This window comes from Corynebacterium sp., from assembly GCF_030152825.1.
Classification (GTDB): domain Bacteria; phylum Actinomycetota; class Actinomycetes; order Mycobacteriales; family Mycobacteriaceae; genus Corynebacterium.
In genome coordinates this window covers 19,392-31,771 of record NZ_JASLIP010000053.1, presented here as the reverse complement: position 1 = coordinate 31,771, position 12,380 = coordinate 19,392, and the positions used below count along the sequence as shown (strand labels likewise).

Genomic DNA, 12,380 nt, shown 5'->3' with positions numbered 1-12,380 from the left:
CGAACCCTTCGCCCACTGTCTCTTATCCCAGCCCCCCGGGGTATCGGACTCATCAGCCGGGTAGTAGGCGCAGGTATAGGTCATGGAGTCGCCGAGGAAGAGCTCGTAGAGGTCATTGCCGACGTCGTAGTGGCGCTGCACGACCTCCTTATCCCGCTCGCGGGAGTGCCGGGAGAGCCCCTCGAACAGGGCCTTCTTCCAGCCCGGCTGGTCCTCCTGCGGCGGGATCGGCATTGGCCGGATCGCGTCCAGGTGCTTCAGGGAGCGGGCGATGCGCGCCCCGGTGGCGGCCGATGGCTTGCGGAAGGACTCGTAGTAGAAGGTCTGCAGAGCGTCGAACATGCCATAGGGGTGGCCGGGGTTTTCACCGCTGACCTGCAGTGCGCCGGTGATATAGGCCCGCGCGAGCCCCAGGTCGCCGGGCGCAGTGACGATATACGCCAGCGCATCGGAGCTGGTGATCTCCAGGCGGAGACGCGCATCCGCTGGCCCGGTCTCGGATCCGTCGAAGCCGGTGACGTGGAAAGGCAGCGGTGGTGCGGTGATCGCCTCCACGATCTCCGCCACCGTCATTGGAGTGAAGCCCGAATTCATGTTCTCGCCCTTATCTTTTCCTTCTTCGCTGTTTTCTGTTGTCCCTTTTAGTTTTCGACGTCAACGCGCCCGCCTTTGCCCTGGCCAGGCCCCATTCCAGGCGCCCTGCTAAGCCCAGTCCACGGTCTTTTCGTACAGCCCGGGGAAGCGCCCCTGCGGGTCGAAGACTTCCTTGAGCTGGGCCGGGAAGCTGCCGCCGTAGAGCTGCTCGAAGGTCTCCCGGTCGTAGAAGGCCTCGGAGTAGAGGGACTTGTGCCCGCCCAGGGCACTGACCTTCTCCTCGACGAGCTTGTTGAAGGCACCTGCGGGGGCGCCCTTGCCCAGCAAATCGACGGGCACGGAGGACCAGAAGCCGACGTTGACCCAGGTCTGCCCCACTGTCAGCGGGTAGAGCGGCCACGGGTGCTCCTTATCCGACCCCAGGGTCTCTCCTTCGCCAATCAGCTCGGTTCCGTCCGCGCCGGTGCCGCGGATGCGGATCGGGCACAGCCACACGGGCTCGATCTCGCAGGCGTGGAAGAACCACTCGAGGAACTCGGGCAGGTGCTCCGGGGTGACCTCGATGTCCTGCACCACGCGCTCGCGGGCGGGCCGGTTATTGGCGGCCTCGATGCGGTCGGCGAGGTCGTATTTGCGGTCCCAGCCGATGATCTTCCAGTAGAAGCTGGAGCGCAGTAGGTCGCGGGGCCACATGCGGCGGATCGTCGGGTTCTGGGTGCCGAAGGCGCGGCTGGCCCAGAACCAGTCCACGTCCCAGCGCCACAGGTAGTCGCGGATGCTCAACCGGTCGCGCAGCACGCCCTCGGGGTGCTGGATGGAGCGGTAGTAGATCCGGTCGCGGGTGTAATCGCTGGTCGGCCCGGGTTCATCGGTCTGCCGGCCGAGCATGAGGTAGCACTCCTCCAGGCTGAACACCGCGCCGTCGAGGTAGTCCACCGCCTCGCCGTCGTACTCCCCCGTCTCGACGATCTGCTCCATCGTCTCGGTGAGCGCGTGGACGTCGTGGAAGCGGACGTGCCGCAGCTCCACGTAGTCCTTGACCTTCTCCAGCTCGATCTTCAGGCGCACCGCGTACCCCAGGGAACCGTAGGAGTTTGGGAAGCCCCGGAACAGGTCCACGTTCTGCGTCGGCGAGCAGGTCACCACCTCGCCGGTGCCGGTGAGGACGTCCATCTCGATCAGCGCCTCGTGCGGCAGCCCGTTGCGGAAGCACGCGGACTCCACGCCCAGGCCGGTGACCGCCCCGCCCAGCGTGATCGTCTTCAGCTGCGGGACGACGGTCGGGCTGTAACCGTAGGGCAGGACGGTGTCCACGAGGTCCTCGTAGGTGCACATCCCCTGCACGTCGGCGGTTCCTGCCACCGGGTCGACGGCGATCACACCACCCAGTCCGGAGACGTCCAGGCCCGGCGCGGTCGACTGGTTGCGGCCGCGGAAGAGGTTAGAGGTTTTCTTGGCCAGGCGGACGTCCTCTCCGCGCGGGATGGCTTCGTAGCTGGCTCGCAGTTTCTCCACTGCTTGCGCGTGCGCGAACCAGCCAACCGGTTGCAGCTCGCGCGCATCGAGGCCGTTGCCGATACGTAACGCATCGGTGGTTTTCCCGACGGTCTCCACGGCAATATTCTTCAGCGCACCCAAGACAGTCATATCCCCCACCTTAACCACGCGGGCCGCAATGGTGCCGGGGCGGTATCTGGCACACGGCAGTGGTGGCAGGAAAAAGGGAGGCCGAAAGCCTAGAGCCAGCGCTGCAGGACCTCGGCGACCCCGTCGTCGTCGTTGGTGGTGGTGACCACGTCCGCAGCGGCCTTGACCTGGTCCTCGGCGTTGCCCATCGCGACACCGAGCCCGGCCCACTCGATCATCTCCAGGTCATTGGGCATGTCCCCGAAGACGACGACGTCCTCCCGGCGGATCGGCTCCATCCCAGGTGCTGCCCGCTCGTTGAGGTGTGAGATCAGGTCCTCGATGGCGCTGCGCTTGGTCACACCCGGCGCGGAGAACTCCACCAGCCCGCCGCCCCAGCTGTAGGACATGTGGCTCAGCGCGGGGTCGATGTGATCGACGAGGGCGTCGTAGATCTGGCGGGAGGTGACGTTCGGGTTGCGGCCCAGCAGCTTCACCGCGGGCTGGGAGATGACCTCCTCCACGGGGCAGATGAGGTGCTCCTCGGACTCCCAGGCGTGGGTGAAGTCTGGTTCCACCACGTAAAGCTCCTCCGCGCGGTCGAAAGCGCTGACACCAGCGCGTTCCACGCCGAAGCCGAGGCCGGGACCTGCGGGAATGTGCGGACCAGACTGGCGGCCGAAGAGGTACTCCGGCAGGTGGGTCGGCAGGTGCTGGGTGTGTTCCAGGGATGTCTCGACGATGCTGCGCATGTCCTCGGGCGAGAGGGTTTTCGCGCGGACGATCTCGTCACGGGCGGAATCATAGGTCACCGCACCGTTGGCGCAGATGCACAGCGGGCGGATCGGCAGCTGCTCGAGCACCGGCAGCATCCAGCGGGCAGGTCGGCCGGAGGCCAGGGTGAAGATCGTGCCGCTGGCGGTGAGCCGGCGGACGGCCTCCCGTAGCCGCGGGGAGACCCGCTCCTTGCTGTTGAGCAGGGTGCCGTCGATATCGCTGACGATCAGTCGCGGCTGGCTCATTAGTTCTTCCGGTCCTGCTGGGCCTGATGCTCGCGCTTGCGCTTGCGTTCCGCCTGGTCGGCGCGGTCCTTGGCGGTGGCTTCCTCCAGGGTAGGGGCGGAACCACCGAACCGGGCCGGGACCCAGGACTCACCCTTCGGCATGGGACCGTAGCGGCGCACGTACTCCTGCTGAGCCTCGTCCAACTGGGCCTTCATAGCTTCGTGGAGGCGCTCGGTGGTCTCGATGGAATCCTCGGTAACCTCGACGGGCTCGCCGACGCTGATGACCAGCTTGGCGTCCTTGGGTCGGAGGTTATTCTTGCCACCCTTGGTCCAGATCCGCTGGGAACCCCAGATGGCCATCGGGATCAGCGGGGCACCGGAGTCGCGGGAGATGATAGCCGCGCCCTGGCGCAGCTCCTTGACCTCGAAGGAGCGGGAGATCGTCGCCTCGGGGAAAATCCCCACCAGCTCGCCATCCTTCAGCCGCTCGATGGACTCGTTAACCGAGGCCTGGCCGTCAGCGCGATCCACTGGAATATGGCGGCAGGCCTCCATCGGAGCCTTGGCGAACTTGTTATCCCAAATCTCCTTCTTCGCCATGAAACGCACCAGGCGCCCTCCGCGGAAGTGCGCGGGGATACCGCCGTAGACGAAGTCCCAGTAGCCGGTGTGGTTCACCGCGAGCAGAGCCCCGCCCTCGGCGGGGATCCGCTCGTGGTGCATGATCACCACCTCGAGGCGCTGGATGTAGCGCATCAGCAGCTTCGCAGCCCGAACGATGATCCGGCCGTAGACGAGCTCCTGGGATTCCGAGTGCTTCGGTGTCTCTACCCCCTTGCTGGTCAGGGTGAACGCCGAGTCGGTCCACCTATCAATGGAGAAGATGGATCCCACGCGGGATAGGAGTGCCGGGAGCTTAGCCATGGTCGTGATCCTCTGCTGTGTAGGAGCCCCGCCGTATGAGGACGGGGCTGAAGTGGTGTGGGCCTAAGTGGTGGGCGCCGTGGTTCAGGGCCCTGTCGCTTGAGGGCCCTGGGGTACAGGGTCAGGGCCTGGTGGCCTAGTTCTTCGGGGTCAGGACGTCCTTGCCCACGAACGGACGAAGCACCTCCGGGACGACGACGGAACCGTCGGCCTGCTGGTGGTTCTCCAGGATGGCGACGAGCCAGCGGGTGGTCGCCAGGGTGCCGTTCAGGGTTGCGGCGACCTGCGTCTTGCCGTCGGCGTCCCGGTAGCGGGTCTGCAGGCGGCGGGCCTGGAAGGTCGTGCAGTTCGAGGTGGAGGTCAGCTCGCGGTAGGTGTTCTGCGTCGGGACCCAGGCCTCAGTGTCGAACTTGCGGGCCGCCGAGGAACCCAGGTCGCCGCCGGCGGTGTCGATCACGCGGTACGGGACGTCGATCGCCGCGAGCATGTCCTTCTCCAGCTGCAGCAGTTCCTGGTGAATCTCGGTGGCCTGCTCCGGGCGGCAATAAACGAACATCTCGAGCTTGTCGAACTGGTGCACGCGGATGATGCCGCGGGTGTCCTTGCCATAGGAACCAGCCTCACGGCGGAAGCAGGAAGACCAGCCGGCGTAGCGCTTCGGCTCGTCCAGGTCGATGATCTCATCGGAGTGGTAACCGGCCAGGGCGACCTCGGAGGTACCGACGAGGTACAGGTCGTCCTCCTCCAGGCGGTAGACCTCATCCGCGTGGGCGCCGAGGAATCCGGTGCCGCCCATGACCTCGGGGCGCACGAGCACCGGCGGAATCATCAGCTGGAAGCCCTTCTCGGTGGCCTTGCGGGCGGCCAGCTGCATCATGCCGAGCTGCAGCAGCGCGCCGTCGCCGGTGAGGAAGTAGAAGCGGGAACCGGAGACCTTCGTGCCGCGCTTCATGTCGATCAAGCCCAGGGACTCGCCGAGCTCCAGGTGATCCTTCGGCTCGAAGTCGAAGGTAGTGGGCTCGCCGACGTGCTCGAGGACCACGAAGTCCTCCTCGCCGCCGGCGGGCGCGCCCTCGACAACGTTGGAAATCTGCATCTGCAGATCGTGTAGCGCCTGCTCCGCGTTACTCTGGGTAGCCTCTAGGTCCTTCACAGCCTGGGCCTTCTGCTTGCCCTCCTCGCGCAGCTGGACCTTCTCCTCATCGGAGGCGGCGGCCATCTTCTGTCCCATCGCCCTGGAGAACGCCTTCTGCTCCGCACGGGCCTGGTCGGCCGCGGAAATCGCCTCGCGGCGCTGGCGGTCGGCCTCCAGCAGCTGGTCAACCAGTGCTGGGTCCTCCCCACGGGTACGCTGAGATTCACGAACGAGGTCTGGATTTTCGCGCAGGAGCTTGAGATCAATCATGGCTTCTAGCTTAGCTATAGTGGTGGGATAAAGTTTCCTCCCGCACCGCCGTCGCCGAAGAAAGTGAAACATGAGTATTAGTCACGCCACCTGGACTCGCCGGATGCGCAGCGTGACAGTCATGGCCCTGGCAGCCCTGTGCGGTGGCGTCGCCGCCGGCGCTTACACTTACGCCGCCGACAGCAACGCCGGCCGGACCATCGCGCCACCAGCCAACGAGGCCGAGGCTCCCGAGGTCCGCGCCGCCGCGTTCACGAACGCGGACACCGGCCAGTGCGTCAACTGGACCCGCACCCCGAACGGTCAGAACACCGACTTCCTCACCGTGGACTGCAAGAAGCCACACCGCTTTGAGGTCTCCGCCCGCGAGGACCTGCGCGCCTACCCCTCCAGCGAATTCGGGGCGAAGGGCGCGCTGCCGGACGTCAAGCGCCAGGCCGAGCTCAGCCAGGAACTCTGCGTCGGCCCCACCATGCGTTACCTGGAGGGCAAGCTGGACCCGAACGGGCGCTACAACATCTCCCCGATCCTGCCGCCGGAGTCCTCCTGGGCGGAGGGCGACCGCACCATGCTGTGTGGCGTGATGGTGCAGGACGCCGAGGGCAAGTCCGTCGAAACCACCGGCCTGGCCGCCGAACAGGATCAGTCGCGCGTCTACGAGCCGGATACCTGCGTGCAGGTTCAGGGCCGCTCCACCCGCGTGGTGCCGTGCAGCGAGGACCACACCTGGCAGGTCACGCACCAGGTGGACCTGGGCAAGATCTTCGACGGCGACGAGTGGCCCGACATCAAGCGCCAAAACGATGCCCTGAACAAGATCTGCACCGAGCAGGCGGAGAACTACATGGGCGGCGAGGAGGGCCTCTACCAGTCCACGCTCACCCCGTTCTGGACCACCCAGCCGGAGGAATCCTGGGTCACCGGCTCCCGCCAGGCGAACTGCGCGCTCATCGCGACGGAGGGCGATGGCTTCGCCACGCTGAAGGGCGACGTCCGGCAGCAGTTCACGGTCAACGGCAAGCCGCCGAAGACCCCGCCGAAGCGTCTGCCGAAGCGCGGCGATTCCCCGACACCGGCCCCGGAGGGCGCCAATGCCGAGGGCAACCCGGATCCTTAAGCGGGCACCACGAGCGAAGGTGATTGAGCATTGAGCATCGAGGTCAGCGAAGAGGAGTTCGAGGAACTCGTCGACCAGGGACTGCGTCGCATCCCACGGGAACTACTGGATAACGTCGATAACGTCGCGATCGTCACCGAGGACTATAACCTCGACTCCCCCAGCATCCTGGGCCTCTACGAGGGGGTCGCGCTCACCGAGCGGACCAGCGAATACACCAGCGCGCTGCCGGACAAGATCACGATCTACCGGCTGGCGCTGCAGGACGTCGTCGATACCCGGGAGGAGCTCGTCGAGCAGGTCGCCATCACCGTCATCCACGAGCTCGGCCACCACTTCGGTATCGACGACGACCGCCTCCACGAGCTCGGCTGGGGCTAGCTGGTTTAGCCCCGGGGTAGCTGGGCTGAAGCCGGTTTTGCTGGGTTTAGGCCAGCTCCGGGACCCCGAACGGGCCCCACTCGGTGACGCGGAAACGGCCGCGCACCCCGTTCCGGAACTGCTCGTCCACAGCCTCCGCGACCTGGTCCAGCAGCTCGCCGAAATCCTCTGGCAGGGCGATGGAGACCACCTGCCCATTCGGCAGGTACGCGCGATAAGCGAACTCCGGATCGACCGCTCCCAGCCAGGTGGCGACGAGGCGGATCACGGCGCCGTGACTGACCAGGACGGCGTCCGCGTCTTCGGCCTGCGCCGCCGCGACGATGGCCAGCGCCTGCGGCAGGTAGCTGGTCAGCACCTCGGCGCCGGAGGACCCACCGGGGACGACCTTGTCGATCTGGCCATGCAGCCAGTCCCCGAGCAGTCGGTGGTAGAGCTCGTGTGAGTCCTCGTCGTTCTTCATCTCCATGTCCCCGGCCGGGATCTCGGCCACACCGAAAACGGAGGCCAGGGAGCCTGCGTACTCGCCCGCCAGCTCGACGGCGGCGGTGTCGACCAGCCCGGCGAGTTCGCGGCCCCGGAAACGCTGGAAACCTTCGGCGAAGCTGCTGCCCGGCGCGGCCGCGGCGATGGCCCCACCCTCGGCGGCGAAGGCCGTGGCCAGGCCCGCGGCGGTCTGCTGAGCACGTGCGGCCTGTGAGGAAAGGACGTGCACGCGGTCGCTGGCGTTGCGCAGGTAGCGGCCCGCGGCGCCGGCCTGCTCCCGGCCGAGCGTGGTGAGGCTTGCGCCTGGCAGCGCGGTATCTAGCGCGTGGATTTCATTGGACGTGGTCTGGCCGTGGCGGACCAGAAACAAGCGGGTCATGTTCTCGCTTCCTTCTCTCAAGCCCGGTGGTCTTCTGCGGGGTTCATCATATCGGCCAGCCACCGCTCGGAGGGGCCTTCGTCCGGGGTTTCGGCAGCGACGTTGCCGAGGATCTTCACCAGATGTTCCTCGTCCACGCCGCGCGGGGCGGTGGCCAGCGGCCAGGAGCCGAGGTAGCGGATCCAGGAGCTCTCCCGCTGCAGCCCCTGCAGGGCTGCGGCGACGGCGGAGTCCTCGATATGGCCGATCATCTCGATGTGGAATACGTAGGTCCCCAGCAGCTCGCGGGTGGGCCGGGAGCTGATTCGGGTGAGGTTCACCCCGCGCAGGGAGAGCTGCTGCAGGGCGTAGATCAGGCTGCCGGGGCGGTCGTGCTGGGCGGTGAAGGCCACCCCGGTGCGGTCGTGGCCGGTGCGCGGTGCGGGTGGGACGGGCCGGGAGACCAGGGCGAAGCGGGTGAAGGCCTCGGCGACGTCGGCGACGTCCGTGGCGATCGCTTCCAGCCCATAGATCTCGAGGGCGCGCAGCGGGGCCGCGCAGATATCGGCACGCCCCTCGGCGACGGCCTGTGCCGCGGCGGCGTTGGAGGGCGCTGGGCTGAACTGCACCTCGGGCAGGTTCTCGGCCACCCAGCCACGCACCTGAGCCTCGGCGACGGTGTGGGTGCTGAACACAGGGGCCGCCGCGCCCTCCTCGGCGCTGGCAGCACTGCGGAAGTACTCAGCCTCCCCGGCGCGCACGCCGATCGCGAAGCGGATGGGGATCAGCAGCTCGGCGAGGATCTGCACGCGATCGCCGGTGACCAGCGCGTCCTCGGCCTGGGCCACGGGGCCGTCCACGGAGCTTTCCAGCGCGATGACCGCGTAATCGGCCCGGCCTTCACGGAGCTCACGGAGCGCCTCGGCCGGGCTGTTTCGGGGCTCCAGCTGGGCGGCGCTCTCAGGGTCGGACCCAGCCGAGCTGGCGGGCACGCCGGGCACGTGGCCGCCCCGCAGGAACTCGAGCGCGGCCTGCTCGGTGAAGGTGCCCCGCGGGCCGAGAAAAGCGATGGTGGGAGTGTTGCTCATGGAGTCCGATACTAGTGGGCTGCATCACGGGGCTGGGCAGGGCCAGCGGGTAACCTAGCCCTGTGACACAGCTCAGCCCCACCCCCGATACCTTCGCCCAGCGGCTCGCGGCAGCGAGCCAGCAGACCGGACTTTCGCCCGCGCAGCTGGGGGTGGCGCGGGTCTACGACCGCCCGCACGTCGATTCCGCGAGTAGCGCCTCCCACCTCAGCGGAGAGGAGCTGCTGGTGAAAGACACCCAGCAGGTTGCGGGCGAGTGGGTGACGATGGGCAACGCGCGTCAGGGCTTCCGCGCCACGCACAGCGATACCGCGGTGGAAAACCTGCTCGCGACGGGCGCCCGACTGGTTGGGGCCAGCGCGAGCGCGGAGTACGGCACCAGCGCCTATACCGAGCCCGTCGGCCAGGAGGCCCCGGTCAACCCAATCAGCCCGTCAATGATGACCGGTGGCTCCTCGGGCGGGGCCGCCGCGGCAGTGGGCCACGGGGTGGCGCGGATCGCGCACGCGACGGACGGGGGTGGCTCCATCCGGGTGCCAGCGGCCTGCTGCGGGCTGGTGGGGCTCAAGCCGGCACACGATACCTCGGTGGGAGGGTTCAACCCCTCCGCCCACGGCTACCTTGCGGACTCCTTCGCGAACACGCGCAAGGCCTATCAGCTGCCCCGCACCCAGCCGTGGGGCCTGCGGGTGGGCTATACGAATCAACCTTTCCACCACCACTCCCGGGTGGATCCCGCGATCGCCGCGGCCACCGCAGGGGCCACCGCGCTGTTAACCAACGGGGAATCGGTGGCGGAGGTCCGCCAGGCGCCCCAGCCCTATGACCCAGCGAATTTCGAGCTCTTCGCGACCGTCCTCTCCACCCGTTGCGCGGAGCTGCCGGAGCCGCTCTCGGAGCTCACGAGCTGGCTCAAGCGGCAGGGCGCGGGTGTGCCCCGCTGGCGCCGCGAGGAGATGGAGCGCAGCATCCACCGGATGCGTCAGACAGCGCTTCACCGCTGGTCATCAGCGGGTTTGGACGTGGTCGCCACCCCGATGCTGGCCTGTGCTCCCCCGGCACCGGGTTCCTTCTCTCGGCTGAGCCCGCGGCTGAACTTCTGGGCACAGACAGCCTGGACGCCATGGGGCACGCTGTGGAACCTTTGCGGCTGGGCATCGGTGACGGTGCCGCTGGTGGACCCGGCCCGAGTGCCGGGCCGGTGGCCGATCGCGCTGCAACTCGGCGCGGTGGGCGACCGGGTGAGTGCGTCGGACCTTCTGGCTTTGACCGAGCAGGTGCAGGCCGCCGCGGCGGTGCTGCCGGTGGAGGGACTTTCACTGGCCGAGCCCGGTGACCTGAGCTCCCTGAACTACGAGCCCCGCCCCGGCGCGGACAACCACGGCGCTGGGTGCGACTGCGCAGCAAGGCACAGCCACGAATCCTGCGAGCACGGGCAACCATGAGCGCCGAGCTCCTCCCCCGCGACCGGCGAGCCCTGCGCGTCGAGCTCGCCCTATTGCTGGCGGTCACCTTCGGAGCCTCCGGCCTACGCGCGACGCTACGGCTGATCGAGGCCCTCACGGACCCCACCCCACTCAATGAACAGGAGGCCCTGCTCAACCAGTCCCAGTCCCACCTGGCGTGGCTCGATCCGGCCTTTCAACTGATCACCTCCGGCGTGCTCCTGGCATGGGGCGGGCTAGTGGCATTCCTCTTGCTGCGTCACCTGCCACCCCAGCCGGCCCCACCGCACCCAGCGCCGCGGCGACCGGCCCTGCACCTGCGGATCCGGGCCAGGGATTGGCCTCACGGGGCGGGACTGGCCGCACTCATCGGCCTGCCGGGTCTGGCGTTCTATGCGTTGGCGGTGCACCTGGGCGCCTCAAAGGTCGTGGTGCCCTCCGGGTTGGGTGAGCACTGGTGGACGCTGCCTTCCCTGCTCCTAAACGCCTGGGCCAATGGGGTGGCCGAGGAGCTGATCGTCGTCGCCTGGCTCGCGACCCGGCTGCATCAGCTGAACGTGCGCTGGCCCGCTATCTTCGCGGCCTCGGCCCTGCTGCGGGCCAGCTATCACCTCTATCAGGGCGTATCCGCGGGCCTGGGTAATGCGGTGATGGGGCTGGTCTTCATCGAGTACTTCCGCCGCACCGGCCGGGTTTGGCCCTTGATCATCGCCCACGGGCTCATCGACACGGTGGCTTTCGCGGGCTATGCCCTGGGCGGCGGTGGCCTCGTGGGGGTCGGCTAGGTGGGAACCGGGCTGCTAGGCTTAAGGGCCATGCGCCCGGAGAATACTGCAGGCAAGAAGGCCGAAAATCCCCTTCCTGATCAGGCTGACCCCCTCGCTCAGAACCAATCGTCGAGCCCTGAAACGCTTGCCTCCATCATCGCCTCGCTCTCCGCAAGCAGCCAGGACTATCTGAAAGCCATTTGGAATCTCCGGGAGTGGAGTGCGGAACCAGTGACCGCCAAAACTCTGTCCGCGCAGGTCGGGGTGCGATTGTCCACGGCCTCGGATGCGATCAAGAAACTTCGCGAGCAGGGATTCGTGGATCATGCCCCCTACGGGGAGGTAACCCTCACCGACGTGGGGCGCCGGGTTGCTCTCACAATGGTGCGTCGCCACCGCCTGCTGGAAACCTTCCTGTTCAACACGCTCGGTTATCGCTGGGATCAGGTCCACGCGGAGGCGGAGAACCTCGAGCACGCGGTCTCCGATTTCCTGGTGGAACGGCTCGCTGACGTACTGGGCAACCCATCTACCGACCCGCACGGGGATCCGATTCCATCCGCCGATGGTCAGGTCGCGATGCCGGACGCCACCCCGTTGACCGCTTTGGCGCCGGGGGAGCTGGGGCAGGTGGTGCGGATTGCCGACGATAACTCGGAGTTGCTGCAGTTCTTCGAGTCCCAGGACCTGGGGGTGGGAATGCAGATCAGCTGGGGTCAGGGCGCACCCTTTAGCGGATCGGTGCTGGTCCAGGTGGCGGGCAAAAAGAGCTTTCCCCTCGGCAAAGACGCCCTGGGAGCCATTTGGGTATTACGCCCCGCCGGGAACTAATACCGCGCGGGGACCTTAGGGCAGGCGGGGATGGGAACCGAAGGTCGGTGGCGGGCCCACAGAAATGCTGGCCTCGAAAAAGCTGGACACTTCCTCGGGGTGAGCCCCACTCTGCAGCCTTAAAAAGAGGGAGAATAAGCGCAGAACATCCCCCACCACCTCATCGGGGAAGGCAGAGCTATCAATTAAATCCTTGGCCGCAGCGTGATTGCCGTCGTAAAGGAGTTCTGCGACGGCGATGCTTTCAATCCAGGAACCGTGGCGCTGGGCAGATGGGTGTTCTTTCATTCATTTAACCTTCTTTTTCGGCAGTGCTCGCACTGACAGTGTGGTGGAGCACCCCTCCCGGGAC

13 protein-coding genes are annotated in these 12,380 nt (G+C 67.1%); 5 read left to right on the top strand and 8 right to left on the bottom strand.

The genetic code is table 11. The features are described 5' to 3' along the window. From Q1V78_RS06510 to serS, 5 genes are all read right to left on the bottom strand, one after another. A partial coding sequence (locus tag Q1V78_RS06510) for a class I SAM-dependent methyltransferase (RefSeq protein ID WP_300612854.1) occupies window positions 1-594 on the bottom strand: 594 nt, incomplete at its 3' end. 108 nt (window positions 595-702) lie between these two features. Next, a complete protein-coding gene (locus Q1V78_RS06505; protein ID WP_300612852.1) occupies window positions 703-2,241 on the bottom strand; it encodes an FAD-binding oxidoreductase in 1,539 nt (512 codons plus the stop codon). Between the two features lie 89 nt (window positions 2,242-2,330). After that, window positions 2,331-3,242, bottom strand: coding sequence for an HAD family hydrolase (locus Q1V78_RS06500; protein WP_300612850.1), 912 nt, complete (start codon window positions 3,240-3,242; stop codon window positions 2,331-2,333). Then, window positions 3,242-4,150, bottom strand: a complete 909-nt coding sequence (locus tag Q1V78_RS06495) for a 1-acyl-sn-glycerol-3-phosphate acyltransferase (RefSeq protein ID WP_300612848.1) — start codon at window positions 4,148-4,150, stop codon at window positions 3,242-3,244. The genes Q1V78_RS06500 and Q1V78_RS06495 overlap by 1 nt, the downstream gene beginning before the upstream one ends. A gap of 136 nt (window positions 4,151-4,286) precedes the next feature. Then, a complete protein-coding gene (serS, locus tag Q1V78_RS06490; RefSeq protein WP_300612846.1) occupies window positions 4,287-5,555 on the bottom strand; it encodes a serine--tRNA ligase in 1,269 nt (422 codons plus the stop codon). 70 nt (window positions 5,556-5,625) lie between these two features. Between serS and Q1V78_RS06485 the strand changes: the two genes are divergently transcribed. After that, window positions 5,626-6,672: a septum formation family protein gene (locus tag Q1V78_RS06485; RefSeq protein ID WP_300612844.1), complete on the top strand. Its 1,047-nt coding sequence runs from the start codon at window positions 5,626-5,628 to the stop codon at window positions 6,670-6,672. A 30-nt stretch (window positions 6,673-6,702) separates the two neighbouring features. Beyond that, window positions 6,703-7,053 (top strand): metallopeptidase family protein, encoded by a 351-nt coding sequence (locus Q1V78_RS06480; RefSeq protein ID WP_015381123.1) that lies wholly within the window; start codon window positions 6,703-6,705, stop codon window positions 7,051-7,053. 46 nt (window positions 7,054-7,099) lie between these two features. On the opposite strand, the gene Q1V78_RS06475 is transcribed toward Q1V78_RS06480, so the two are convergent. Together Q1V78_RS06475 and pheA are read right to left on the bottom strand one after the other, a co-directional pair. After that, window positions 7,100-7,918 carry a histidine phosphatase family protein gene (locus tag Q1V78_RS06475; protein WP_300612840.1) on the bottom strand — a complete coding sequence of 273 codons (819 nt, stop codon included), beginning with the start codon at window positions 7,916-7,918 and terminating at the stop codon, window positions 7,100-7,102. Between the two features lie 17 nt (window positions 7,919-7,935). Next, window positions 7,936-8,985: a prephenate dehydratase gene (gene pheA, locus Q1V78_RS06470; protein WP_300612838.1), complete on the bottom strand. Its 1,050-nt coding sequence runs from the start codon at window positions 8,983-8,985 to the stop codon at window positions 7,936-7,938. Between the two features lie 62 nt (window positions 8,986-9,047). Here pheA and Q1V78_RS06465 point away from each other — a divergent pair, with 62 nt between their 5' ends. The 3 genes from Q1V78_RS06465 to Q1V78_RS06455 all read left to right on the top strand — a co-directional run bounded on the left by Q1V78_RS06465 (window position 9,048) and on the right by Q1V78_RS06455 (window position 12,028). Continuing rightward, window positions 9,048-10,430, top strand: a complete 1,383-nt coding sequence (locus tag Q1V78_RS06465; protein WP_300612836.1) for an amidase family protein — start codon at window positions 9,048-9,050, stop codon at window positions 10,428-10,430. Then, window positions 10,427-11,215 (top strand): CPBP family intramembrane glutamic endopeptidase, encoded by a 789-nt coding sequence (locus tag Q1V78_RS06460; protein WP_300612834.1) that lies wholly within the window; start codon window positions 10,427-10,429, stop codon window positions 11,213-11,215. Before Q1V78_RS06465 ends, Q1V78_RS06460 begins: the two co-directional genes overlap by 4 nt. Before the next feature lie 135 nt (window positions 11,216-11,350). Then, window positions 11,351-12,028, top strand: coding sequence for a metal-dependent transcriptional regulator (locus Q1V78_RS06455; RefSeq protein WP_367279558.1), 678 nt, complete (start codon window positions 11,351-11,353; stop codon window positions 12,026-12,028). 15 nt (window positions 12,029-12,043) lie between these two features. Here Q1V78_RS06455 and Q1V78_RS06450 read toward each other — a convergent pair whose 3' ends face one another. Next, window positions 12,044-12,316 carry a hypothetical protein gene (locus Q1V78_RS06450; protein WP_300612832.1) on the bottom strand — a complete coding sequence of 91 codons (273 nt, stop codon included), beginning with the start codon at window positions 12,314-12,316 and terminating at the stop codon, window positions 12,044-12,046. Between the last annotated feature and the right edge of the window lie 64 nt (window positions 12,317-12,380).

Coding starts and splice junctions, on each gene's coding strand:
- Q1V78_RS06485 (WP_300612844.1), top strand. CDS start 5,626: ATGAGTATTAGTCACGCCACCTGGACTCGCCGGATGCGCAGCGTGACA.
- Q1V78_RS06475 (WP_300612840.1), bottom strand. CDS start 7,918: ATGACCCGCTTGTTTCTGGTCCGCCACGGCCAGACCACGTCCAATGAA.
- Q1V78_RS06500 (WP_300612850.1), bottom strand. CDS start 3,242: ATGAGCCAGCCGCGACTGATCGTCAGCGATATCGACGGCACCCTGCTC.
- Q1V78_RS06460 (WP_300612834.1), top strand. CDS start 10,427: ATGAGCGCCGAGCTCCTCCCCCGCGACCGGCGAGCCCTGCGCGTCGAG.
- serS (WP_300612846.1), bottom strand. CDS start 5,555: ATGATTGATCTCAAGCTCCTGCGCGAAAATCCAGACCTCGTTCGTGAA.
- Q1V78_RS06450 (WP_300612832.1), bottom strand. CDS start 12,316: ATGAAAGAACACCCATCTGCCCAGCGCCACGGTTCCTGGATTGAAAGC.
- pheA (WP_300612838.1), bottom strand. CDS start 8,985: ATGAGCAACACTCCCACCATCGCTTTTCTCGGCCCGCGGGGCACCTTC.
- Q1V78_RS06505 (WP_300612852.1), bottom strand. CDS start 2,241: ATGACTGTCTTGGGTGCGCTGAAGAATATTGCCGTGGAGACCGTCGGG.
- Q1V78_RS06495 (WP_300612848.1), bottom strand. CDS start 4,150: ATGGCTAAGCTCCCGGCACTCCTATCCCGCGTGGGATCCATCTTCTCC.